Source organism: Hydrogenophaga sp. H7 (assembly GCF_002025745.1).
GTDB lineage: Bacteria > Pseudomonadota > Gammaproteobacteria > Burkholderiales > Burkholderiaceae_C > Hydrogenophaga > Hydrogenophaga pseudoflava.
The window spans coordinates 1-23,458 of record NZ_MCIC01000015.1; the positions used below are offsets into that span (position 1 = coordinate 1).

The 23,458-nt window shown below is 69.5% G+C and carries 23 protein-coding genes; 11 read left to right on the plus strand and 12 right to left on the minus strand.

Annotated features, from left to right (window positions below):
- The 5 genes from BC358_RS11370 to BC358_RS11390 all read right to left on the minus strand — a co-directional run.
- Positions 1-533, minus strand: a 533-nt coding sequence (locus tag BC358_RS11370) for an SDR family NAD(P)-dependent oxidoreductase (RefSeq protein WP_079366206.1), incomplete at its 3' end; no start/stop codon positions are given.
- A 29-nt stretch (positions 534-562) separates the two neighbouring features.
- On the minus strand, positions 563-1,249 hold the full coding sequence (locus tag BC358_RS11375; RefSeq protein WP_079365909.1) for an RluA family pseudouridine synthase: 687 nt from the start codon (positions 1,247-1,249) through the stop codon (positions 563-565).
- Positions 1,246-1,728 (minus strand): HugZ family protein, encoded by a 483-nt coding sequence (locus tag BC358_RS11380; protein ID WP_079365910.1) that lies wholly within the window; start codon positions 1,726-1,728, stop codon positions 1,246-1,248. Before BC358_RS11380 ends, BC358_RS11375 begins: the two co-directional genes overlap by 4 nt.
- A gap of 10 nt (positions 1,729-1,738) precedes the next feature.
- Positions 1,739-2,335, minus strand: coding sequence for an OmpA family protein (locus BC358_RS11385; RefSeq protein ID WP_079365911.1), 597 nt, complete (start codon positions 2,333-2,335; stop codon positions 1,739-1,741).
- A complete protein-coding gene (locus BC358_RS11390; protein ID WP_179130061.1) occupies positions 2,332-2,871 on the minus strand; it encodes a FecR domain-containing protein in 540 nt (179 codons plus the stop codon). The genes BC358_RS11385 and BC358_RS11390 overlap by 4 nt, the downstream gene beginning before the upstream one ends.
- Before the next feature lie 139 nt (positions 2,872-3,010).
- Here BC358_RS11390 and BC358_RS11395 point away from each other — a divergent pair, with 139 nt between their 5' ends.
- The 3 genes from BC358_RS11395 to BC358_RS11405 all read left to right on the plus strand — a co-directional run bounded on the left by BC358_RS11395 (position 3,011) and on the right by BC358_RS11405 (position 6,605).
- Entirely contained in the window at positions 3,011-4,003 is a 993-nt protein-coding gene (locus BC358_RS11395) for a tRNA-dihydrouridine synthase (RefSeq protein ID WP_256861479.1), read from the plus strand.
- Between the two features lie 31 nt (positions 4,004-4,034).
- A complete protein-coding gene (gene gshA, locus BC358_RS11400; RefSeq protein ID WP_079365913.1) occupies positions 4,035-5,600 on the plus strand; it encodes a glutamate--cysteine ligase in 1,566 nt (521 codons plus the stop codon).
- Between the two features lie 105 nt (positions 5,601-5,705).
- Positions 5,706-6,605, plus strand: coding sequence for a dienelactone hydrolase family protein (locus BC358_RS11405; RefSeq protein ID WP_079365914.1), 900 nt, complete (start codon positions 5,706-5,708; stop codon positions 6,603-6,605).
- Positions 6,606-6,611: 6 nt separating this feature from the next.
- Here the strand turns inward: BC358_RS11405 and BC358_RS11410 are convergent, their stop codons facing one another.
- Entirely contained in the window at positions 6,612-6,908 is a 297-nt protein-coding gene (locus BC358_RS11410) for a 2Fe-2S iron-sulfur cluster binding domain-containing protein (protein ID WP_079365915.1), read from the minus strand.
- 222 nt (positions 6,909-7,130) lie between these two features.
- On the opposite strand from BC358_RS11410, the gene BC358_RS11415 reads away from it, so the two are divergent.
- The gene (locus tag BC358_RS11415) at positions 7,131-7,319 is read left to right on the plus strand and encodes a YgaP-like transmembrane domain (protein ID WP_079365916.1); all 189 of its coding nucleotides are present in this window, start codon (positions 7,131-7,133) and stop codon (positions 7,317-7,319) included.
- On the opposite strand, the gene BC358_RS11420 is transcribed toward BC358_RS11415, so the two are convergent.
- Complete coding sequence (locus tag BC358_RS11420) at positions 7,320-7,802, minus strand: SRPBCC family protein (RefSeq protein ID WP_066150561.1); 483 nt, start codon at positions 7,800-7,802, stop codon at positions 7,320-7,322.
- Positions 7,803-7,874: 72 nt separating this feature from the next.
- Here BC358_RS11420 and ylqF point away from each other — a divergent pair, with 72 nt between their 5' ends.
- The 3 genes from ylqF to BC358_RS11435 are packed head-to-tail and all read left to right on the plus strand — an operon-like array spanning position 7,875 to position 9,932.
- Positions 7,875-8,858, plus strand: a complete 984-nt coding sequence (gene ylqF, locus BC358_RS11425; protein WP_079365917.1) for a ribosome biogenesis GTPase YlqF — start codon at positions 7,875-7,877, stop codon at positions 8,856-8,858.
- 17 nt (positions 8,859-8,875) lie between these two features.
- On the plus strand, positions 8,876-9,277 hold the full coding sequence (locus BC358_RS11430) for a carboxymuconolactone decarboxylase family protein (protein ID WP_079365918.1): 402 nt from the start codon (positions 8,876-8,878) through the stop codon (positions 9,275-9,277).
- 58 nt (positions 9,278-9,335) lie between these two features.
- Positions 9,336-9,932 carry an NAD(P)H-dependent oxidoreductase gene (locus BC358_RS11435; RefSeq protein ID WP_079365919.1) on the plus strand — a complete coding sequence of 199 codons (597 nt, stop codon included), beginning with the start codon at positions 9,336-9,338 and terminating at the stop codon, positions 9,930-9,932.
- 19 nt (positions 9,933-9,951) lie between these two features.
- Here BC358_RS11435 and BC358_RS11440 read toward each other — a convergent pair whose 3' ends face one another.
- From BC358_RS11440 to BC358_RS11455, 5 genes are read right to left on the minus strand one after another with little or no spacing between them, the layout of a single operon-like run.
- On the minus strand, positions 9,952-10,233 hold the full coding sequence (locus BC358_RS11440; protein ID WP_079365920.1) for a DUF427 domain-containing protein: 282 nt from the start codon (positions 10,231-10,233) through the stop codon (positions 9,952-9,954).
- Between the two features lie 16 nt (positions 10,234-10,249).
- Positions 10,250-10,396: a hypothetical protein gene (locus tag BC358_RS22105; RefSeq protein WP_164868321.1), complete on the minus strand. Its 147-nt coding sequence runs from the start codon at positions 10,394-10,396 to the stop codon at positions 10,250-10,252.
- Between the two features lie 48 nt (positions 10,397-10,444).
- Positions 10,445-11,419 carry a transglutaminase family protein gene (locus tag BC358_RS11445; protein WP_079365921.1) on the minus strand — a complete coding sequence of 325 codons (975 nt, stop codon included), beginning with the start codon at positions 11,417-11,419 and terminating at the stop codon, positions 10,445-10,447.
- 3 nt (positions 11,420-11,422) lie between these two features.
- Positions 11,423-14,080 carry a circularly permuted type 2 ATP-grasp protein gene (locus tag BC358_RS11450; protein WP_079365922.1) on the minus strand — a complete coding sequence of 886 codons (2,658 nt, stop codon included), beginning with the start codon at positions 14,078-14,080 and terminating at the stop codon, positions 11,423-11,425.
- A gap of 23 nt (positions 14,081-14,103) precedes the next feature.
- The gene (locus BC358_RS11455) at positions 14,104-17,622 is read right to left on the minus strand and encodes a DUF2126 domain-containing protein (RefSeq protein WP_079365923.1); all 3,519 of its coding nucleotides are present in this window, start codon (positions 17,620-17,622) and stop codon (positions 14,104-14,106) included.
- 125 nt (positions 17,623-17,747) lie between these two features.
- On the opposite strand from BC358_RS11455, the gene BC358_RS11460 reads away from it, so the two are divergent.
- Genes BC358_RS11460 through BC358_RS11475 form a run of 4 tightly spaced genes read left to right on the plus strand, consistent with a single transcriptional unit; the run spans position 17,748 to position 23,456 of the window.
- Positions 17,748-20,120 (plus strand): ComEC/Rec2 family competence protein, encoded by a 2,373-nt coding sequence (locus BC358_RS11460; protein ID WP_079365924.1) that lies wholly within the window; start codon positions 17,748-17,750, stop codon positions 20,118-20,120.
- Between the two features lie 45 nt (positions 20,121-20,165).
- The gene (locus BC358_RS11465) at positions 20,166-21,605 is read left to right on the plus strand and encodes a circularly permuted type 2 ATP-grasp protein (RefSeq protein WP_066150587.1); all 1,440 of its coding nucleotides are present in this window, start codon (positions 20,166-20,168) and stop codon (positions 21,603-21,605) included.
- A gap of 12 nt (positions 21,606-21,617) precedes the next feature.
- Positions 21,618-22,577, plus strand: coding sequence for an alpha-E domain-containing protein (locus BC358_RS11470; RefSeq protein ID WP_079365925.1), 960 nt, complete (start codon positions 21,618-21,620; stop codon positions 22,575-22,577).
- Positions 22,578-22,622: 45 nt separating this feature from the next.
- Positions 22,623-23,456 carry a transglutaminase family protein gene (locus tag BC358_RS11475; RefSeq protein ID WP_079365926.1) on the plus strand — a complete coding sequence of 278 codons (834 nt, stop codon included), beginning with the start codon at positions 22,623-22,625 and terminating at the stop codon, positions 23,454-23,456.
- Positions 23,457-23,458: the final 2 nt, after the last annotated feature.

Sequence of the window (23,458 nt, forward strand, 5' to 3'; positions counted from 1 at the left end):
TCGTCCAGCGCCACACAGCGCGAGAAGTGGTCCATGCCGGCCTTGGCCGCGCAGTAGGGCGCCTGGGCCGCCATCGCCCGGCGCCCCAGTCCGGATGAGATGTTGAGCACCTTGCGCGGGCCGCGCCAGCCGGCGTCGACCCAGGCGCCGCTGGCGTTCAGGAACGCGGCGGTCAGCAGCATGGGTGCTTCCAGACCGACCCTCAGGGCCCGGGCGATGCCGTCCGGCGGGCAATGCTCCAGCGGCGTGATCTCCGGGATCACGCCGGCGTTGTTGATCAGGGTGGCGCTGGCCAGGCTGGGCGCGTCCAGCTGCGACAGCCACTGCTGCAGGCGCGCCGCGACGGGCGCCGGGTCGGCCAGGTCCACGGGCCATTGGAGGACCGTGGCGCCCTGTGCCTGGGCCAGGGTATCGAGTTCGGGGTTGGTGTGGCGCGAGAGGCAGAGCAGGAGGCGGTCCGGCGCGACCAGCTGTCGCGCCATCGCCAGCCCCAGTCCGCGAGAGGCACCTGTGAGGATGACAAGGTCTTGCATGCCACCAGTGTGACAGGCCCGGGGCAACCTCAGAACGGGCAGGGTGCCTCGAAGCGCATCGGCTGGTCGGTCGCGGGGTGCGGAATCTCGATCGCCTGGGCGTGCAGCAGCAGGCGTGGGGCCATGGCCTGCTGCGCCTCGCTGGCGTACAGCGGGTCGCCCACGATGGGAAAGCCGATGGCCATCAGGTGCACGCGCAGCTGGTGTGATCGGCCGGTGACCGGTTCCAGCTCCAGCCGGGTCGAGCCCGGGACCGGCGCCGGATCGGGCGCGAGGCGCCAGCGCGTCAGGCTGGGTTTGCCGATGTCGTGGTCGACCTTGCTGCGCGGTCGCGCCAGCCAGTCGACGATCAGCGGCAGGTCGATGCTGTTCCAGCCGTTGTCCGGCAGCGGGTTGTGCAGCTCGCCCGCGACGGCGGCGATGTAGCGCTTGTGCACCCGGCGCTTCTCGAAGGCCATGCTCAGGCGGCGCTGGGCGTCGATGCCGCGCGCCATCACGATCAGGCCCGAGGTCGCCATGTCCAGCCGGTGCACGATCAGGGCGTCGGGGTACCGCGTCTGGGCGCGGGCGCTCAGGCAGTCCTGGTTCTCCGGCCCGCGGCCGGGCACGGCCAGCAGCCCGGCCGGCTTGTCGAACACCAGCAGGTGCTCGTCGGCGTGGATCAGCGGCAGGTCGGGGGGCAGCGACCCGCGCAGCGGTGGAGCGTGGGGGCTCATGGTGCCTCGAGCGCGCGGCGCGCTTCGTCGGCCGGCAGGCTGCGCGCAGCACCGAAGCCGGCGACCTGGCGCGCGCCCAGCAGCTGCAGCCGGACGAAGCGGAAGTCGCCCAGCGTGGTCATCATCCCGGCCTCCGGGAAGCGTTGCAGATAGACCGAGCGCGACACCTCGGCTTCGGGGCTGCCGGGTTCGGCAAACCGCGCCAGCGCATCCAGCGTCACGCGCGGCAGGGCGTGCACCGGCTCGCCCTCGGGCTCGGCCGCACACACAAGCAGCGAGACGCGGGGCGTGCGCTGCATGTTGCCGCTGTGGGCCGCCAGACCGCTGACGTGCAGCACCAGTTCGCTGGCGGTACTGTCGATGGCGAAGGGCACCATGGAAACGAACACGCCACCGTGTTCGTCGAGCGTGCCCAGCGCGGCGGTGCGGCGCGCCAGCAGCAACTCGCGCAGGGCCCGGGTCAGGCTGTGTTCTCCCAAGGGTGCCCCCTCAGCGGACAACGATCTCGGCCCGGCGGTTGCGCGGCTCCGCCACGTCGTCGTCCGTGGGCACCACCGGTTCACGCTCGCCGCGCCCCACCGGCTCAACCAGCTCGGGCCGGACGCCCTTGCCGACCAGCAGGTCGCGGATGGCGTTGGCGCGTTCCAGCGAGAGAACGTCGTTGGCGTCGGCCGCGCCCTGGCGGTCGGTGTGGCCGACGATCACGATTTCGCCACCGCTGCGCGCGCGGGCGGCGACCACCACCTGGTCGAGTTCGGCCGCCGATTCGGGGGTGAGGTCGGACGTGCCCGGCTGGAAGTTGAGCGTGAAGCGCTGCGGTGTCGGAGGCACCAGCTTCAGCAGCGCGGGGTAGCGCTCGCGCACCTCGGCCTCGCTGGACTGAGCCGGCTGCAGCTCACCCTTGTGGCCCAGTTCGGCGGCGGCGTAGGGGGAGGCCAGGTCGGCCGAGCCCTGGGCGGTGGACACCACCACCGCGGTGGGGCGGTCGGGCTGGGGCAGGAGGATCACCCGGCCGGCCGGTGCGCAGGCGGCGCACAGGGCGACTGCGGAGGCGGCGGTGATGCACCTGATGAGGGGAAGCGTCATCGGCGCAGTCTACTATCGTCACTCCAGTGGTGACGCAGGTAGTAATAGAGCGGCTCGGGCCTGGGGTTGGCCTCGACGATGAAGTCGGTGCCGCGCACGCCGACCACCGCAGTCGGGGTCTTGACCTTGAAGCGTTCGGGGTTGACCCGGGCCAGCAGGCCGGTGACCACACGCATCGATCCCTGGAGCAGTTCCACCAGCAGGTTGCCCTCCTGGGTGGTGGAGTCGAACCGGTACTGGCTCAGGTCGGCGGTGCTGTCAGGTCCAAGCACCATCACCGTGCCGTCCTTGAGCACCATGCTGGCAGCGCCGTCCTGGCCGGTGCGGATGCGTTCGCCTGCGCGAACGGCCTCACCCGGCTGAACGGCGCGGCCATCGCCGCCACCCAGCCGCACCTCGCCCTGCACCTGCTTGAAGGTGCCGGCACGGGTGTCGGGCGCGATGTCTGGGGACTGTGCCGCTGCCACGGAAGCCGCCAGCGCAAGCACAACGGCGGGCGAGGTGCGGAACAGGCGGCGGGCGGACAGGGCGGGCATCTTTACTCCAAATGGTTTAACTCGGCATCCTAGTCGCTGCATTTCGCGTGGCACAAGGCATGCACCTACAATCCGCGACCCGACCGGACTTCCAGTGACATGCGTCACGTTTCTGTCGGCCCCAACCCCCTTTGCCGTGATGACTCCGACCCTGCTGCTGGCGCCGATGGAAGGCCTGCTCGACGCCACGCTGCGTGATGTGCTCACGCGCACCGGCGGCGTCGACCGCTGCGTGAGCGAGTTCATCCGGGTCACCGACACCCTGCTGCCCGAGCGGGCCTTCGTGCGTGTGGTGCCCGAGCTGCTCAACGGCGGGCGGACCGCTGCTGGGGTGCCGGTGCGGCCGCAACTGCTCGGCTCCGACCCGGTCTGTCTGGCCGAGAACGCCGCGCGGCTGGCGGCCCTCAGCCCGTTCGGCGTCGACCTCAACTTCGGCTGCCCCGCCAAGACCGTCAACCGCAGCCGGGGCGGTGCGGTGCTGCTGGACGAGCCCGAGCTGATCGGCCGCATCGTGTCGGCGGTGCGGCGCGCGGTGCCGGCGCACCTGCCGGTGTCGGCCAAGATGCGGCTGGGCTACGGCGACGACCGCGTGGCGGAGGACTGCGCGCTGGCCATCGCCGGGGCCGGTGCCGACGAACTCGTGATCCATGCGCGCACCAAGGCCCACGGCTACCGGCCGCCGGCCTACTGGGAGCGTATCGCCGAGGTGCGGACCGTGCTGCCGGCCAACCTGCCGGTGATCGCCAACGGCGAGATCTGGACCGTGGCCGAGGCGCAGCGCTGCCGCGAGGTGACGGGCTGCGACAGGCTCATGATCGGCCGCGGCATGGTGACCGATCCCGGCTTGGCGCTGGCGATCAGGGGGCAGGGCGGTGTGCCTTGGTCGCAGATCCTGCCGCTGCTGTCGGTGTTCTGGTCCCAGGTGTGTGGCCGGGTGGAGCGGCGGCACCGCGCCGGCCGGCTCAAGCAGTGGCTGAACTACCTGCGCAAGCGCTACCCAGAAGGTCAGCGCGCGTTCGACGAGCTGCGCGAGTCCAACGACCCGGCCCATGTGGAGGCCTGGCTGCAGGCGCAAACGCTGCCACAGGAACCCATGCCCGTGCCTGCAGCGGAAATTCCGGTGGCGTGCTAAGGTCCGGCCCCGGTCAAGACTAGAAACCATCATGAAGACCCTGGAACAGCGGCTGGAGAGCCTGGGAGCCGAACGACTGCGCGGCATGCGGCGTGGCCTGGAGAAGGAGAGCCTGAGGTCGCAACCCGACGGCAAACTCGCGCTGACGCCGCACCCGGCGGCGCTCGGCAGCGCGCTCACGCACCCGCACATCACCACCGACTATTCCGAATCGCAGCTGGAGCTGATCACCGGTGTGCACGCCAGCGTGGAAAGCTGTTTGGCCGAACTCACCGAGATCCACCAGTTCACCCTGCGCAGCCTGCAGGCACAGGGCGGTGCGGCGGGTGAAGAGATGCTCTGGGCGTCCAGCATGCCGTGTGGCCTGCCGACCGATGAAACCATTCCGCTCGGGCGCTACGGCTCCTCCAATGTCGGGCGGGCCAAGAGCGTCTACCGCATGGGCCTGGGGCACCGCTACGGCCGCCGCATGCAGACCATCAGCGGCATCCACTACAACTGGTCGCTGCCCGGGGTGGACAACCAGGGTTACTTCGCGCTCATCCGCAACTTTCGCCGCCACGCCTTCCTGCTGCTGACGCTCTTCGGAGCATCGCCGGCCCTGTGTTCGACCTTCGTCGAAGGGCGCCAGCACGAGCTGCAGCCCCTGGGCAGCAGCGGCACCCTGCACATGCCACACGGCACCAGCCTGCGCATGGGGCGCCTGGGTTACCAGAGCGATGCGCAGGCCTCGCTGGCCGTGAGCTACAACAGCCTCGAAGGCTATGCGGCCTCACTGCACGACGCGCTCACACGGCCGTGGCCGGCCTACGAAACCGTGGGCATCCGCAACCCCGGGGGCGACTACAACCAGTTGGCCACCACCCTGCTGCAGATCGAGAACGAGTTCTACGGCACCATCCGGCCCAAGCGCGTGATCCACCAGGGCGAGCGCCCGCTGCACGCCCTGCGCGAGCGCGGGGTCGAGTACATCGAGGTGCGCCTGATGGACCTCAACCCTTTCGAGGCCATCGGCATCGATGCGGCCACGCTGCGCTTCCTGGACGTGTTCCTGCTGCACTGTCTGCTGTCGGACAGCCCGCCCGACACGCCGGAGGAAATCCGCGAACTGGCCCACAACCAGCACCTGACCGCCGCGCGCGGCCGAGAACCCGGCCTGCACCTGTTGCGCCGTGGTGGAGAAGTGGCGCTGCAGGACTGGGGGCTGGAGATCCTCGACCAGCTTGCGCCGATTGCCGACCACCTGGACGCGCTGCATGGTGGCGCCTCGCATTGCGAAGCCGTCGCTGCTGCGCGTGCTGCGCTGCTGGCCCCGGACACGTTGCCCTCGGCCCGTGTGCTGGCGGCCACCCGGCACGAGCATGCTTCCTCGTTCATCGATTTCGTCCGCACCCGCTCGCAGGCCATCCGCCAACAGCTGCTGGACCTGCCCTGGAGTGCGCAGCAACAGTCTCGCTACGTGGACATGGCGGTGCGCTCACTGGCGGCTCAGCAGGCCATCGAGGCAGCCGACTCCATGCCCTTCGAGATCTACCGGCAGGAGTACGTGTCCCCGGCCCGCCTGATGCCGCGCTCGGTGGTGGCCCAGGCTGCCTGAGTCTGTTGCGAAACACCCTGCTGGTGCAGGGTGTATGTCCGCGGCGGTGAATTCCTGCGGTCTCCGGTCCTATCCTGTGCCCTCCTTTTCATCCAGGAGACCGCCATGGCACCCACCCCGCGCCTGACCGCCGCCGATTTCGACCAGGAACTGCTCATCCTTTTCGACGCCTACGTGCACGGCGACATAGACCGCCGGGGGTTTCTGGACAAGGCGGCGAAGTTCGCGGTCGGGGGCATCACGGCCGCCGGTCTGCTCGCGGCGCTCAGCCCGGACTTCGCAATCGCCCAGGTGGTGCCCCAGGGTGATCCGCGCATCACCACCGAGCGCATCGACGTGGACTCGCCCAATGGTTCTGGCAAGGTCAAGGCCTACCTGGCCAAACCGGCCAAGGCCTCGGGCAAGCTGCCGACGGTGCTGGTGGTGCATGAGAACCGTGGCCTGAACCCGCACATCGAGGACATTGCCCGCCGGCTGGCGGTGGACGGCTACCTGGCGCTGGCTCCCGATGCGCTCACGCCGCTGGGTGGCTACCCCGGCGACGAGGACAAGGCCCGCGCGCTGTTCGCCCAGCTCGACCAGTCCAAGACCCGGCAGGACTTCCTGGCCGCGGCGGCCGTGCTCAAGGCGCGCGCCGACGGCACCGGTAAGCTGGGGGTGGTGGGCTTCTGCTACGGCGGTGGCATGGCGCATTTCCTGGCCACCCAGCTGCCCGATCTGGCGGCTGCCGTGCCCTTCTACGGCAACCACCCGCCGGTGGAGGACGCCGCCAAGGTCAAGGCGCCGCTGCTGATCCACTTCGCCGCGGTGGACGACCGCATCAACGCCGCCTGGCCCGCCTATGAAGCCGCACTCAAGGCGGCCGGGGTGCGTCACACCGCCCACCAGTACCCGGGCACCCAGCATGGCTTCAACAACGACACCACGCCGCGTTTCGACGCCGCCGCCGCGAAACTGGCCTGGGACCGCACCCTGGCGTTTTTCGCCCAGCACCTGAAAGCCTGAGCGGGCTCAGTTGTCCGGACCCTCCAGCCGGACATCGCTGAGCGGGTAGGCCACACAGGGCAGCACCGCGCCTGCGGTCTTTTCTTCGGGCAGCAGCCCGGGCCAGTCCACGCCATAGCGCACCTGTCCCGCGGTGAGCCGGCCGATGCAGGTCCGGCAGGTGCCGTTGCGGCAGGAGGCTGGCCAGGGCACACCGGCGGTCTGCAGGGTCTGCAGCAGGGTGCGCTGTTCGGGGGCCTGCAGCGCGAGGCCCTGATCGGGAAGGTCCAGAACCCAGCTGCGGGGGATATCTTCTGTCGGCATGGCCCGAATCTAACCGTTGGGCGGGTTGCCAGTGCCTGCCTGTTCAATAGGCAGATTGAAGATTGCCTTTGTACATCAATGACTTGGGAGCCCCGTACAGGACTTCTCCAAGCTTATCCACAAGCTTGTCCCGGAAATCTTGGGACAAGTTGAGAAGTGTCAAAGCCATCGGGATGCGGTCTGGCTAGAGTCCAAGGTTTTTCCTGAACCTGTTTTTAGACCATGTACAGCCTCACCGGCGCAGACCGGGCCTACCGCTTGCTCTCCGGCGCCGCCATTCTTCTGGTAGCGGTGTTTTCGCTCACCGGCCTGCTGCAGGTGCTGGCCTACGCCTCGGCCGGCCTGGTGCTCACCACCGCGATCATCAACGCCTGCCCGCTGGTGGAGCTGCAGGTCCGCAGCGCTTCTTGATCAGGCCTCGCCGCCAAAGCGCTTGATCAGGTTGGCGATGTACTTTTCGACCAGCTTCTCGAACTCGCCCTCGACCACCGGCACCACCACCATCTTCATCAGCCCGGGCAGCGGCACCTCGATATCGCCCTGAATGGCGAGTGCGACCGCCGTGTGCTTTTTCTGGTCGCTGATGTCCCAGCTGCCTGAGACCAGGGCGTTGCCCACGCCCTTGACCGGTGTCCATTTCACCGTGCCCACGCCCTTGGCTGCGTCCCACTTGCTCACGTACTTGCAGGCGTAGACCGTCTGGATGTTGACCTGGGCCGTGCCCACCTTTTCCATCTCCCAGCGGTAGCTGTTGCCGCCCAGATCGACCAGCTGGTCGACTTTGGGAAAATGGCTGACCGATGTCGGCACGTCCGACAGCAGCTCGAACACCTCGGCGGCTTTGGCCTTGACGTTGAATTCGTAGCCCAGATCGATCTTCACGGTGATGGCCATGGGGTCTCCTCTTGTGGTTGGTAAGAAAAATTATTGTGGCACGCAGCGGCCACGCACTCAGAACGGCATTACATGAGCATCCAGTGGTTCCCTGGTCACATGCACCTCACGCGGCAGGCGATCGCCGAGCGCGTCAAGGAAATCGACGTCGTGATCGAAATGCTCGACGCGCGCCTGCCCGGCAGCAGCGCCAACCCGCTGATGCAGCAGCTCACCAGCGGGCGGCCGACGCTCAAGGTGCTCAACAAGCAGGACATGGCCGACCCGGCGCGCACCGCGCTCTGGCTGGCGCACTACAACGCCCAGCCCGACACACGCGCCATCGCGCTGGATGCCAGCGTCACGGCACCCGCGCGGGCGCTCATCGACGCCTGCTTCGAGCTGGCGCCCAGGCGCGGCGGCATGGTCAAGCCCATGCGGGTGCTTATCTGCGGCATTCCCAACGTCGGCAAGTCCACGCTGATCAACACGCTCAAGGGCAAGCGCGCCGCCAAGACCGGCGACGAGGCCGGCGTCACGCGCACCGAGGCGCGCATCGCGCTGGCCGACGACTTCTATCTGTACGACACGCCGGGCATGCTCTGGCCGCGCATCTTCGTGCCCGAGAGCGGCTACAACCTGGCCGCCAGCGGTGCGGTGGGCAAGAACGCCTACGACGAAGAAGAGGTGGCCTACGAGCTGATCGCCAAGCTCAAGACCGACTACCCGCAGCTCATGGAGGCGCGCTACCAGCTGGGCCTGTCGCCCGAGGCCTGGGCGCAGACCCACGACGACGAACTGGTCGAAGCCATCGGGCGCAAGCGCGGCGCGCTGGCCGGCGGCGGCCGGGTGAACATGCAGAAGGCCGCAGAGCTGGTGATCGCCGATTTCCGCGCCCTGCACATCGGCCGCATCACGCTGGAGACGCCCGAGCAGTTCGCGCGCTGGCTCAAGGCCGGGAAGCAGGCCGACGCCGAACGCGCGGCGCGAAAGAAGAAACTGCGCGACGAGGGGCACATCAGCCCGGAGCGCAAGCCCAAGGCGGACAAGCGCCCGTCGGCGCGCAAGCCACGTTGACCCACCCGAGACTCCGAATGTCCACCATCGCTCCGCCCACGAACCCCGAGGCCGATCCGCGCGTCCAGGCCGTCTTCGACGACATCCGCGCCACGCGCCAGACCGACTTCATCAACAACATGTGGCGCTACCTGGCCTTCGACCCGGCGCTGCTGGAGCAGACCTGGGCCGAGGTCAAGCGGGTGATGGCCACGCCGTCCACGCTGGACCCGCTGACCAAGGAGCTGGTCTACATCACCGCGTCCATCATCAACGGCTGCAGCTACTGCGTGCACTCGCACACCGCGGCCGCCACCGCCAAGGGCATGACGCGCGAGCAGCACGCCGAGCTGCTGTCCATCATTGCGCTGGCAGCCAAGACCAACCAGCTCGCCACGGGGCTGCAGGTGCCAGTGGACCCGGAGTTCCAGAAGGCTTGAGCCGGGTCAAGGACGGCGCCGGCGCGCGGGTGCAGCATGGGCCTTTTTGGAGCCGCACATGTCCACCGAACCCCGCCGCATCCTGATCGTCAACGGCCACCCCGACGCCGGGGCGCGCCACCTGCTGCACCAGTTGATCGATGCCTACGCCGGGGGCGCGCAGGCGGCGGGCCATCAGGTTCGGCGGGTGGACGTCGGGGCGCTGGACTTTCCGATGCTGCGAAGCGCGGCCGACTGGGAGCGCGGTGCGCTGCCCGAAGGGCTGAAGACCGCCCAGGACGACATCGCCTGGTGCCAGCACCTGGTGCTGTGCTTCCCGCTCTGGCTGGGCGACATGCCGGCCGTACTCAAGGGTTTTCTGGAACAGGTGGCGCGGCCCGGTTTCGCCTTTCACCGCGACGAGCAGAACCCGTTTGGCAAGAAGGCGCTGGGCGGGCGCTCGGCCCGCATCGTGGTGACCATGGGCATGCCGGCGCTGCTATACCGCTGGTACTTCCGCGCCCACAGCGTCAAGTCGCTGGAGCGCAACATCCTGGGCTTTGTGGGCATCGCCCCGGTGCACGAAACCCTGGTCGGGCTGGTGGACCGGCTGGGCGAGAAGGGCGTGGCGCAGTGGTGCGCCAAGCTGCGCAAGCTGGGCGCGCAGGCGGCCTGAGCGCCTGCCGCGCGGTGGCTCAGCCCTCGACCTTGACGCCTTTCCAGAACGCGACCCGTCCGCGGATGTTCTCGGCTTCGGGCTTGGGGTCCGGGTAGTACCAGGCGGCGTCGGCATTGAGCTCGCCGTTGACCAGCAGGGAGAGGTACTTGGCCTCGCCCTTCCAGGGGCAGGTGGTCCGGTGGTTGCTGAACGTGACGAAAGCGCGGTTGAGCGCGCCCTCGGGGAAGTAGTGGTTGCCTTCGACCAGCACCGTGTCGTCGCTCTCGGCGACCACGGCGCCGTTCCAGGTGGCTTTCATGCGGACCGTCCCCGGCTCACTTGAATTTGTCTTTGTCCTTGCCGCGCGGGATCACCGCGGTGACCGGCGGGACCGGACGGTCGGAACTGACCGGGCCCTTGGGCACCGACGTGTCCTTTTTCGGCTTCTTGCTCATCTTTTCGTTGCGCTGTTCCTTGCCCATGGTGTGCTCCGTTGGAAATGGCCACGCACTGCGGCCGATCGCGCGATGTTACCGGCCCGCGGGCGGGTTCTGCAGCGCCTCCAGCTCGTAGGGTGGTGCCACCGTGACGGCCACGTCGAGCGTGTGGCGGGCGCCGCCCTGGATGACGCCGCGCATGGGCGAGACGTCGGCGAAGTCGCGGCCGGTGGCCAGCGTCACATAGTCCTCGCCGGGGCTGCCCCAGCCGCAGCGGTTGTTGGTGGGGTCGAAGTCGAACCAGGCGCCCAGCGCCGGTTCGTCGCCGGCCTGCGCGCCGGTTCCCGGTGGCAGGGGCACGTAGACCGAGACCCAGGCGTGCGAGGCGTCGGCGCCGATCAGGCGCGGTTGGCCCGGTGGAGGCTGGGTGAGCAGGTAGCCGCTGACATAGCGCGCAGGCAGGCCCAGGCTGCGCAGGCAGCCGGTCATGATGTGGGCGAAGTCCTGGCACACGCCCTTGCCCTGCGCCAGCGCAACCAGGGCCGGGGTGTTGACTTCGGTGCTGGCGGTTTCGTAGGTCAGCCCGCTGTGGATGCGCTCCATGAGCGCACGCACGGCGGACAGCATGGGCAGGCCGTTTTCGAAGGCCGGCCGGGCAAAGGCAGTGAAAGCATCGTCGCGCGGCACATGGGGGGACGCAAACAGGAACTCGCTGGCGGGGTCGTAGGGCGCGCGGGCGCGGTAGCGGAAATGATCGCGCACGGCCTCCCAGGTCTGCGTCTGCCAGGCCGGGTCGTCGGGCAGCGGCGCGGGCGCGCGGGTGTCCACCCGGCTGTCGGCCGTGACGGTGAGCACCTCGTGCGGCGCCTGCAGCGAGAAGAAGGTGCGCAGGTTGCCGAAGGCGTCGGTGGTCTGGCTGCGGGCCGCCGGTTCGGGCGAGATCGTCAGCGTGTGCGACCGCACGGTCTGGGTGGGCGTGTCCACCGGCGAGAGGTGGACCATGTGCTGCGCCAGGTCCACGCTGCCCTGGTAGCGGTAGGTGGTGGTATGCAGGATGCGCAGGTCCATGGCTCAGACGCCGACGCTTCGCGTCTTGCGGTCGGCGTGGCTGAAGTGCAGCCGCGTGATTTCGTCGGACAGCTCGGCCGCCGCGGTCTCGCAGCCGTCCAGCAGCTCGGCGAGGGTGCTGTAGCGCATGGTCTGCCCCTCGCGCTGCCAGCTGCTCAGCTCGGTCAGCACCCACACGTCGGGGTCGGGCAGGCCCTGGGCCAGCACCGCGTCCTGTGGCGTGGCGCTCTGCGAGAGCTTTGCCAGCCGCGAGCGCAGGGTCTGCACCACCCAGGCGATGGAGCGCGGGTTGTCCCGGTCCATCACCAGGAGATCGATCAGCGCCACCATGTCGCGCCGCTGCTGGTACTGGGCGTGGAAGGTGATGGTGCTGTCGAACAGCGCGACCACCGCCTCGAAGCCCGTCGGGTCGTCCATGCAGCGGTGCTCCAGCCCGAGCGAGAGCGCGCGCGAGAGCGTGATCAGCCGCTCGATGTGGCGGCCCACGGACAGCAGGCGCCAGCCGTTGTCGCGCACCATGCGGTCGGTCTGCGCGCCGGTGATGGCGGCCAGGCGCTCGCTCAGCGCGGCGAGGGCGGCCAGCGCCTCGGCGGTGCCGTACTCGGCGTCGGCCGCCATGGCGGCGCAGTCCTGCGCGAAGCTGGCCTCGGCGTGTTCGATGAGGTTCCAGTGCTCGGGTGAGAGCCGGTCGCGCACCTGGGCCGCGGCGCTCTTGAGCGCGCGCAGGTTGTGGCCCACGCTGCAGCTCTGGCCCGCCAGGGGCGAGCCTGGCGCGGGCGACAGGCCGGCCATCAGCGAGCGCGCGAACACGCGCGCGGCCTGCTCGGCGCCGGGCACATCGTCCAGCACCAGGGCATTCTCGCGTGCGGTGGCCGAGAGCCAGGCGAGCAGGGCGCGCGAGCTGGGCTCTTCACCACCCAGGTGGTCGAGCACGATGCGGGCGAGCCGTACCGCGTTCTCGGCGCGCTCGGTGTAGCGGCCCAGCCAGAACAGGTTTTCTGCCGCGCGGCTGGTGACCGGGCGTTTCTGGTGCGCCAGGGCCAGGGTGCTGGGCTGCGACTGCAGCAGGCTGGTGGTGTCGACCTCGCCGTCGGTCATCACCCAGCAGTCGGCGCTGGATCCGCCGCGCTGCATGGACGCCATCAGCTGACCGCGGGGCGCCAGCCGCACCAGCCCGCCGGGCAGCACGCGCCAGCTCTGCGGCCCGTCGGCCAGCGCGAACACGCGCAGCATGGCCGAGCGCGGCAACAGGCGCTCGCCGGTCCAGGTGGGCGTTTGCGAGAGCGGCAACCAGGACTGCACGGTGTAGTCGTCGGGGTGGCGCACCATGCGGCCCGACCATTCGTCCAGCTCGCGGGCGTTCAGGCTCTGGCCGATGGCCGTCTCCAGACCCGAGCCAGGGTAGGTGGGTTTGATCACGCCGCCCTTGAGCAGGGGCAGCACCTCGCGCAGCGCAGCGTCTTCGCCGCACCACCAGGTGGCCAGCGAGGGCAGTTCCAGTTCCTCGCCCAGCAGGTGGCGGCTGATGGCGGGCAGGAAGCCCAGCAGCGCGCTCGATTCCAGCGGCGCCGAGCCCGGTGCGTTGGCCAGCAGCAGGTTGCCCGCGCGCAGCACCTGCAGCAGGCCGGGCACGCCCAGGCCGGAGTCCGGGCGCAGCTCCAGCGGGTCCAGCCACTGGTCGTCCACGCGCTTGATCAGCGCGTGCACCGGCTCCAGCCCCTTGAGCGTCTTGAGGTAGAGGCGCTGGTCGCGCACCGTCAGGTCGTTGCCCTCGACCAGGGTCAGGCCCAGGTAGCGCGCCAGGTAGGCGTGCTCGAAGTAGGTTTCGTTGTAGGGGCCGGGCGTGAGCAGGGCGATGCGCGCGTCCTCACCCTCGGGCGACAGCGCCTTGATGCCGTCCATCAGCGCCCGGTAGCTGGCAGCCAGGCGCTGCACCTTCATGCCGGCAAAGGCCTTGGGGAACTGCCGCGCGATGGCGATGCGGTTTTCCAGCAGGTAGCCCAGGCCCGAGGGCGCCTGGGTGCGCTGGCCGACCACCCACCAGCGCCCGTCGGGACCGTGCGCGAGGTCGAAGGCGGCGATGTGCAGCCAGGTGTTGCCCGGCGGCGTCACACCCTTCATGGCGCGCAGGTAGCCTGGATGGCCCTGGGCCAGCGCCGTGGGCAGCAGGGCGCGGCGCAGCAACTCCTGCGGGCCATAGAGGTCGGCCATCATGCCGTTGAGCAGGCGCGCGCGCTGCAGCACGCCGGCCTCGATCTGTGCCCATTCCCGCGGGTCCACGATCATGGGGAACAGGTCGAGCGCCCAGGGGCGCTGCAGGCCGCTGGCGGCGTCGGCGTAGACGTTGTAGGTGACGCCGTTGTCGCGGATCTGGCGCTGCAGGTTCTCGGCGCGGCGGTTCAGGTCGGCCAGACCGTCGGTGCCTACGTGGTCGAAGAAGCGGCCCCAGCGCGGGGCCAGGGCCCGCGGGTCGCCGCTGTCGCGCAGCTCGTCGCGGTGCCCGGCGTCGGCGGGCACCGACCACGACAGGGCCCAGTCCCCGGGGGATTCGGGGCTGAGTTCGTCGAACAGGTTGTCTCTGGATTCTTCCGGGGTCACGGCTCTGGAGTATGCCCGTGGCTCCTTCTTTGGGGGACCCCGGGGCGGTTCGGGCCGTTGCATCCTTCAAAGACCCGTGGCTGCGATCACTGGCGCAAATCCAGCGTGAACGGGAACTCCCGGCTGGGTGTCGCCGCGTTCACCACCAGCTTGCCCGCGGTGTGGCCCATCTGGAAGAAGCGCGAGAGGCGCCGGCTTTCGGCCTCGTAGGCGTTGATCGGGAAGCTGTCGTAGTTGCGGCCGCCCGGGTGGGCGACGTGGTACTGGCAGCCGCCGAGCGACTTGTGCATCCAGGTGTCGACGATGTCGAAGGTCAGCGGCGCGTGCACGCCGATCGACGGGTGCAGCGCCGACGGCGGGTTCCAGGCCTTGTAGCGCACACCGGCCACGTGTTCGCCCGCGGTGCCGGTGGGCTGCAGGGGCAGGGCGCGGCCGTTGCAGGTGATCACGTAGCGGCTGTCGTTGTAGCCGCTGAGGCGCACCTCGATGCGCTCCAGCGACGAGTCCACATAGCGCACCGTGCCGCCGGGTGCGCCTTCTTCACCCATCACGTGCCAGGGCTCCAGCGCGTTGCGCAGCGTGAGTTCGATGCCGCGCGCGGCCACCTGGCCCACCAGCGGGAAACGGAACTCGAAGTGCGGCTCGAACCAGGCCATGTCGAAGCGGTAGCCCACCCCGGCCAGATCGGCCAGCACGTCCTCGAAGTCCATGCGGATGAAGGTCGGCAGCAGGAAGCGGTCGTGCAGCTCGGTGCCCCAGCGGGTGAGCTGGCCGCGCCAGGGCTGCTGCCAGAAGCGCGCGATGAGGGCGCGCAGCAGCAGCTGCTGGGCGATGCTCATGCGGGCGTGCGGCGGCATTTCGAAGGCCCGCAGTTCCAGCAGGCCCAGGCGGCCGGTGGACGAGTCGGGCGAGTAGAGCTTGTCGATGCAGAACTCGCTGCGGTGGGTGTTGCCGGTGACGTCGATCAGGATGTTGCGCAGCGTGCGGTCCACCAGCCAGGGCGGCATGTCCTGGCCGAAGCGCTGTCGGTTCTGTTCGATCTGGTTGAGCGCGATCTCCAGCTCGTACAGCTGGTCGTTGCGCGCCTCGTCCACGCGCGGCGCCTGGCTGGTCGGGCCGATGAACAGGCCGCTGAACAGGTAGGACAGCGAGGGGTGGTTGTGCCAGTAGGCGACCAGGCTGCCCAGCAGCTCGGGCTTGCGCAGGAAGGGCGAGTCCGATGGCGTGGCGCCGCCGAGCACGAAGTGGTTGCCGCCACCGGTGCCCGTGTGGCGGCCGTCGGTCATGAACTTCTCGGCGCACAGGCGCGTCTGGTGCGCCGCCTCGTAGAGGAACTCGGTGCGCTCGACCAGTTCGGCGAAGCTGCTGCTGGGGTGGATGTTGACCTCGATCACACCGGGGTCGGGCGTGACCTGCAGCATCGTCAGGCGCGGGTCGCGCGGCGGCGGGTAGCCTTCGAGCACGATCTTCACGCCAAGGCGCTCGGCTGTGTCCTCGACCGCGGAGAGCAGGTCGAGGTAGTCCTCCAGCCGTTGCATCGGTGGCATGAACACGTAGAGGTGCTGGACCTTGCCGCCGCTGGCCTTCTCGGCTTTGGGGCCGTTGGCGCGCTGCGGGTCGCGCGCCTCCACCACCAGCGCGGTGCGGGTCAGCCAGGCGGCCGATTCGCCGCGCCGCGGCAAGCGGGACGAGAGCTGCTGCGCCGGCGAAGAGGCCGGGTGCGGCTGGCCGCGGCGCAGGCCGAGTGCCTCGGTTTCGTTGCCCGGCCCCTGTTCGTCGAACCAGTCGGTGCCCTGCAGCGAGACGGTGCCGCCTTCGGCGAAACCGCCACCCACGGTGTGCGGGTGCACCTGGTGGCGCAGCGCCGCGCCAGAGGGCAGAGGGTCGCGCGCGCTGTGCGGGTCCTGCTCGATGTGGTAGGGGTAGTCGCCCATCGACACCCAGGGCAGCGAATCCAGCGGCAGCCGGTAGCCCATGGGCGAATCGCCTGGGATCAGGTACATGCGCTCGTCGCGGAAGAACCAGGGGCCGGTGGACCAGACCGTGCCGCTGACCCGGTGGAAGCTGCTCTTTCCGTTGTTCGAGAGCGGGCCGTGGCCCGAGGCCTGCAGCGGCAGCACGTAGCCCACGGTGGCGTCCAGACCCTGGCCGAACACACGGCGCAGGCGCTGGCGCTCCAGTTCGTCGTCGAGCTTGCTGTCAAACGGGTCGACGTTCACCGGCAGGCGCCGCTCGCGCCACAGGTAGTACCAGGTGTCCTCGTAACCGGGGGTGATGTATTGCGTGGACAGGCCCAGCCGGCGCGCCAGCGCCTGCGTGAAGCGCTGCGCGTCGTCGGCGCTGTAGTGGGCCTCGTCGCGCTCGTCGGCCAGCAGGGCGGGGTTGGTCCAGCAGGGTTCGCCGTCTGCGCGCCAGAACACCGACAGCGCCCAGCGCGGCAGTTGTTCGCCCGGGTACCACTTGCCCTGGCCCATGTGCACGAAGCCACCGTCGCCGTAGCGCTCGCGCAGGCGGCCCAGCAGCTCGGTGGCGTAGCCGCGCTTGGTGGGGCCCAGCGCGTCGGTGTTCCATTCGGCGGCGTCGCGGTCGCTCACGGCCACGTAGGTGGGCTCACCGCCCTGGGTCAGTCGCACGTCGCCCCTCACCAGATCGGCGTCGACCTGCTCACCCAGCTTCAGCACCTCGGCCCACTGGTCTTCGGTGTAGGGCTTGGTCACGCGCGGCGATTCGTAGATGCGGGTGACGGCCATGTGGTGGCTGAACTCGACCTCGCATTTGTCCACGCCGCCCTCGACCGGCGCGGCGCTGGAGGGCTGCGGCGTGCAGGCCAGCGGGATGTGGCCTTCGCCGGCCAGCAGGCCCGAGGTCGGGTCCAGGCCGATCCAGCCGGCGCCGGGCAGGAACACCTCGCACCAGGCGTGCAGGTCGGTGAAGTCCTGCTCGGGGCCGCTGGGGCCGTCGATGGCCTTCACGTCGGGGGTCAGCTGGATCAGGTAGCCCGAGACGAAGCGCGCCGCCAGACCCAGGTGGCGCAGCAGCTGCACCAGCAGCCAGCCCGAGTCGCGGCAGGAGCCGCTCTTGAGCGTGAGCGTCTCTTCGGGCGTCTGCACGCCCGGCTCCATGCGGATGGTGTAGCCGATGTCCTTCCAGAGCTTCTGGTTGATGCCGACCAGGAAGTCGATGGTGCGCTGCTCGCTGCGGTCGACCTGCTCCAGATAGCCCTTGAGCAGGGGCGTCATCGGTGCGGTGGCCAGGTAGGGGGCCAGTTCCTGCTTCTGAGCCTCGTCGTAGGTGAACGGAAACTTCTCGGCGCGCGGTTCGAGGAAGAAGTCGAACGGGTTGTAGACCGCCATCTCGACCACCAGGTCGATCGTGACCTTGAACTCGGTGGTGGGCTCGGGAAAGACCAGGCGCGCCTGGTAGTTGGCGAACGGGTCCTGCTGCCAGTTGATGAAGTGGCCCGCCGGTTCGATCTTCTGCGAGTACGACAGCACCTTGGTGCGGCTGTGCGGCGCCGGGCGCAGGCGGACCACCTGCGGGCCGAGCTTGACCAGGCGGTCGTACCGATAATGGGTGATGTGGCTCAGGGCGACATGGATGGCCATGCTGGGGTCACTTTCAACAGGGAGTCACAAACAATGAAAACGCTGCCAGGGCGGGTTGCCGCGCGCGTTCGACACAACCAAGCAAGTCCCGCGCCACGGCGCACGGCTGTCCGGCGGATCGCCTGATGCACCCGCTGTGGGCGGTGCTGCCCGGTGCTGTGCTGGGCGTGGCCCTGCAACTGCTGCAGGCCCGGCTGTGGCCGGTGGCGGGGTACGCGGGGCTGCTGGCGGCGGCGCTCTTGCTGGCCGGCGTTGCTGCACGGGTCGGGGCCAGGCGACGTGCCGGGCTTGCGCTGGGCGCCGCCCTGCTGGCGGGTGCGCTCGCGGCAGCCGGAGCAACGGGCCTGCGCGCTGCGCGCCACCAGGCGCAGGCGCTGGCCACCGGTCTGGAAGGCGTGAACCTGGTGGTCACCGGGCAGGTGGCCACCATGCCCCAGCGCGGCGCCGACAACGACCGCTTCGAGTTCACCGTCGAATCGGCGACGCGGGACGGCCAGGCGGTGGACCTGCCGCCACGGTTGCTGATCAGCGACTTCCGGGGTCGGGGGGCGGGACGCACCTGGCGCGCGGGCGACGCCTGGCGGCTGACGGTGCGTCTCAAGCGTCCGCACGGTGCCTCCAACCCCCATGGCTTCGACCGCGAGCGCTGGCTCTGGGAGCAGGGCATCGGCGCCACCGGCTACCTGCGCGATGGCCCGCGCGACCCGGCGCCGCTGTTCCTCGGGACCAGCGGCAGCCACCCGGTCGAAGCGGCGCGCCAGTGGGTGGCGGACCGCATCGCTGCGCGTGTGCAGGACCCGCGCAGCGCCGGTGTGCTGGCGGCGCTGGTGGTGGGCGACCAGGCGGCGATCGAGCGCAGCGACTGGACCCTGTTTCGCGACACGGGTGTGGCTCATCTGATGAGCATCTCCGGTCTTCATGTCACCGTGTTTGCGTGGCTGGCCACGGCGTGCATCGGCTGGGGCTGGCGGCGCTGGGCCCATGCGTGGCCGGGGGTGCTGCTGGCGGTGCCGGCACCGCGGGCGGCGGCCTGGGGTGGTGTGGCGGCCGCGGCGGCCTACGCGCTGTTTTCGGGCTGGGGCGTGCCGGCGCAACGAACGGTTCTGATGCTGGCGCTGGTGGTGGGGCTGCGGCAGGGCGTGCGCCAGTGGCCCTGGCCCCTGGTCTGGCTGCTGGCGATGGTGGCGGTGCTGGCGTTGGACCCCTGGGCGCTGGTGCAGCCGGGGTTCTGGCTCAGCTTTGTGGCGGTGGGCATCCTGTTCGCCTCGGGATCGCGGCAGAAGGCGGGGCCGGTGCGCCGCCTGCTGCGCGAGCAGGCGGTCGTCACGGTGGCGCTGGCGCCGCTGGGGGTGCTGCTGTTCGGGCAGCTGTCGCTGGCGGGGCTGGTGGCCAACCTGCTGGCCATTCCCTGGGTGACGGGTGTGGTCACGCCGCTGGCCATGCTGGGCGTGATCGTGCCGCCGCTGTGGGATCTGGCGGCGTGGGCCGTTCAGGGGCTGGTGGTGTGTCTGGAGTGGCTGGGCGGCTGGCGCTGGGCCACGCTGTTTCAGCCCATCCCGCCCCTGCCGCTGGCGCTGTGTGGAGTGGCCGGCGGGCTGCTGCTGGTGCTGCGCCTGCCCTGGTCCCTGCGCTCGGCTGGTCTGGTGCTGCTGACGCCGATGCTGGCCTGGTCGCCCGCCCGGCCCAAGGCAGGCGAGTTCGAGGTGCTGGCGGTCGACGTGGGGCAGGGCAGCGCGGTGCTGGTGCGCACCGCCGGCCACAGCCTGCTCTACGACACCGGTCCGCGCTACGGCCCCGGCAGCGACGCTGGCGACCGGGTGGTGGTGCCGCTGCTGCGCGCGCTGGGCGAGGCGCCCGACATGGTGGTGGTGAGCCACCGCGACAGCGACCACTCGGGTGGTTCGGGCGCGGTGCACGCGGCCTGGCCAAGGGCGCGCTGGCTGTCCTCTTCCGGCGAGGGTGAGCGCTGCCTGGCCGGTCAGCGCTGGCACTGGGACGGGGTGGACTTTGAACTGCTGCACCCGTCGCCCGAACATTTCGATGCCGCCGGCCAGGGACGGCTGCCGAGCAACGCCATGTCCTGCGTGCTGCGCGTGGGCAATGGCCGGCGCTGGGCCTGGCTCAGCGGCGATCTGGATGCCGAGCGCGAAACCCGGCTGGCGCTGGCGCAACCGCAGTTGCGGGCCGACCTGCTGCTGGCACCGCACCACGGCAGTGCCTCGTCCAGCAGCCCGGTGCTGCTCAACACCCTGCGGCCTTCGGTGGCGCTGGTCCAGTCGGGCTACCGCAACCGGTTCGGGCACCCGGCACCGGTGGTCCGGGACCGCTACGACGCGCGGGGCATGCGGTGGGTGGCATCGCCCCAATGTGGTGCGGCTCTGTGGCGCAGCGATGAGCCCTTGAGCGTGCATTGCCACCGGGATGCCGTGCGCCGCTACTGGCACCATCCGGGTGCGCCTGTGGCGGACGAGGGCGATGAGGCGGACCCCGGCGGGTGACCACTGGCCCGCTCCTTGCTATGCTGGGTGCAGGAGAAAAAGCCCATGAGCCGACCGATGTTTGACGAAATGAACGCCTCGCCCACCGAGGTGCGGGCCCACTACCTGAACTACGCACGGTGGCTGGCACAACAACCCGAGGAGGTCATGGCATCGCGCCGCGAGGAGGCGGAAATGATCTTCCGTCGCGTCGGCATCACCTTCGCGGTCTATGGCGCCAAGGACGAGGACGGCGCCGGCACCGAGCGCCTGATCCCCTTCGACCTCATCCCGCGCATCATTCCCGCCCACGAGTGGAAGAGCATGCAGGCCGGGCTGGTGCAGCGCGTGACCGCGCTCAACCGCTTCATCCACGACGTCTACCACGACCAGGAGATCATCAAGGCGGGCCACATCCCGGCCGACCAGATCTTCCAGAACGCGCAGTTCCGCCCCGAGATGATGGGCGTGCAGGTGCCCAGCCAGATCTACTCGCACATCGCGGGCGTCGACATCGTGCGGGCACCGAATGCGCAAGGCGAGGGCGAGTACTACGTGCTCGAAGACAACCTGCGCGTGCCCAGCGGCGTGAGCTACATGCTGGAAGACCGCAAGATGATGATGCGGCTGTTCCCCGACCTGTTCGGCCAGAACCGCGTGGCGCCGGTCGCGCACTACCCCGACCTGCTGCTGGAGACCCTGCGCGCGGTCAGCCCCGCCACCACCGCCGAGCCCACGGTGGTGGTGCTCACGCCCGGCATGTACAACAGCGCCTACTTCGAGCATGCGTTCCTGGCGCAGCAGATGGGCGTGGAGCTGGTCGAAGGCCAGGACCTGTTCGTCAAGGACAACTTCGTCTACATGCGCACCACCAAGGGCCCCAGGCGCGTGGACGTGATCTACCGCCGCGTGGACGACGACTTCCTCGACCCGCTGGTGTTCCGCCCGACCTCCACACTGGGTTGCGCCGGTCTTCTCGGCGTCTACCGCAGCGGCAACGTGACCATCTGCAACGCGGTGGGCACCGGCATCGCCGATGACAAGTCCATCTACCCCTACGTGCCCAAGATGATCGAGTTCTATCTGGGCGAAAAACCAATCCTGAACAACGTGCCGACCTTCATGGGCCGCAACCCCGACGACCTGAAGTACATGCTCGACCACATGCACGAACTGGTGGTCAAGGAAGTGCACGGCGCGGGCGGCTACGGCATGCTGGTCGGCCCCGCTGCGACCAAAGCCGAGGTGGACGAGTTCCGCGCCGTGGTCAGGGCCAAGCCCGACGGCTACATCGCGCAGCCCACGCTCAGCCTCTCGACCTGCCCGACCTATGTGGACAGCGGCATCGCCCCGCGCCACATCGACCTGCGGCCCTTCGTGCTCAGTGGCAAGGAGGTGCAGATGGTGCCCGGTGGCCTGACGCGCGTGGCGCTGAAAGAAGGTTCGCTGGTGGTGAATTCGTCGCAGGGCGGCGGCACCAAGGACACCTGGATTCTGGAAAACTGAGAAAGACACGACATGCTTTCGCGTACCGCCGACCACCTTTTCTGGATGTCCCGCTACACCGAGCGGGCTGAGAACACCGCGCGCATGCTCGATGTGAACTACCAGACCTCGCTGCTGCCGCAGTCCGCCGCGGTGGCGCAGGTGGGCTGGCAGGGCCTGCTGTCGATCAGCGAGCTCATGCCCAGCTACACCGCCAAGTACGGCCATGACATCACGCCGCGCAACGTCATGGACTTCATGGTGCGCGACGAGTCCAACCCGTCGTCCATCGTGTCCTGCCTGCGCGCGGCGCGCGAGAACGCGCGGGCGGTGCGCGGCGCGCTGACCACCGAGCTGTGGGAGACGCAGAACGCCACCTGGCTCAAGCTGGCGGGATACCTCAAGTCCAGGGACTTCGAGCGCGACCCGGGCGCCTTCTTCGAATGGGTCAAGCACCGCTCGCACCTGTCGCGTGGTGTGGCGGTGGGCACCATGCTGCAGGACGAGGCCTTCCACTTCTACCGCATGGGTTCCTTCCTGGAACGCGCCGACAACACGGCGCGGCTGCTGGATGTGAAGTTCCACGCGGTGCACAGCGACTTCTTCGGTGCCGCCAGCGAGCAGGACCAAGAGTACGACTTCTATCACTGGAGCGCGATCCTGCGCTCCGTCTCCGGCTTCGAGGTGTACCGCAAGGTCTACCGAGACGTGATCACGCCCGAGCGCGTGGCCGAGCTGCTGATCCTGCGCCCGGACATGCCGCGCAGCCTGGCAGCCAGCATGAACGAGGTGGTGGCCAACCTGAGCGTGGTGGCCAACGAGATATCGGCCGAAACCCAGCGCCGCGCCGGCAAGCTCAAGGCCGACCTGCAGTACGCGCGCATCGACGAGATCCTCTCGACCGGCCTGCACGCTTTCCTGACCCAGTTCCTGGACCGGGTAAACGAACTCGGCGGTCGCATCAGCCAGGACTTCCTGGTGCCGAGTCACTGATCCGGACGGGTACCATGCGGGTCCCCGGCGCGAACCGGAGCCCGCATGAAACTCGTCATCCACCACCACACCCGCTTCCGCTACAGCCAGCCGCTGCTCTACACGGTGCAGTCGCTGCACCTGTGGCCGGTCAGCAGTGCCTGCCAGAGCGTCGAGCACTGGGAATTGCGCGTGCCCGGCACCCTGTGCAGCCAGCCCGACATTGAGGGCAACCGCGTGCACAGCTTCTCGCTCTCCGCGCGGCCCGAGAAGAACCTGCGCGAGAACAGCGTCACCGCCCGGGGCACGGTCGTGACCCATGGCGTCTCCGATTTCACCGACTCGCCTGGCCTGCCGCCGCCCGGCTTCTACCTGCGCTCGACCCCGCTGGCAGAGCCGCACCCGCGCATGGCCATGTGGGCCTTGCAGGCGGTGCCCGGTCTCATGGTCGCGCGTGCGCGGGGTGAACGGCCGAGCGCCGCCGACCTGGTGGCCCTGGCCGGCGCCGTGGCCGACAAGGTGCAGTACCGCAAGGGCAGCACGGGGGTGGAAACCACCGCGCTCGAGGCCTTCGACTGGGGGCTGGGCGTGTGCCAGGACCAGGCGCATGTGATGGTGGCGGTGTGCCGCAGCATCGGCCTGCCGGCGCGCTACGTCAGCGGGTATTTCTACGCCGCCAACGAACCCGATCTGGCCAGCCACGCCTGGGTGGACGTGTGCGTGGACCCGGCGAACCGCCGCTGGCTCAGCCTGGACGTGACCCACCGCTGCCCGACCGACGAACGCCACATCCGCCTCGCGGCTGCCACCGACTACAGCGCCTGCACGCCGGTCAAGGGGCTGCGGCGAGGTGGGGGCGAGGAGGACATGTCGGTGGACGTGCGGATCTCACTTGCGTGAGC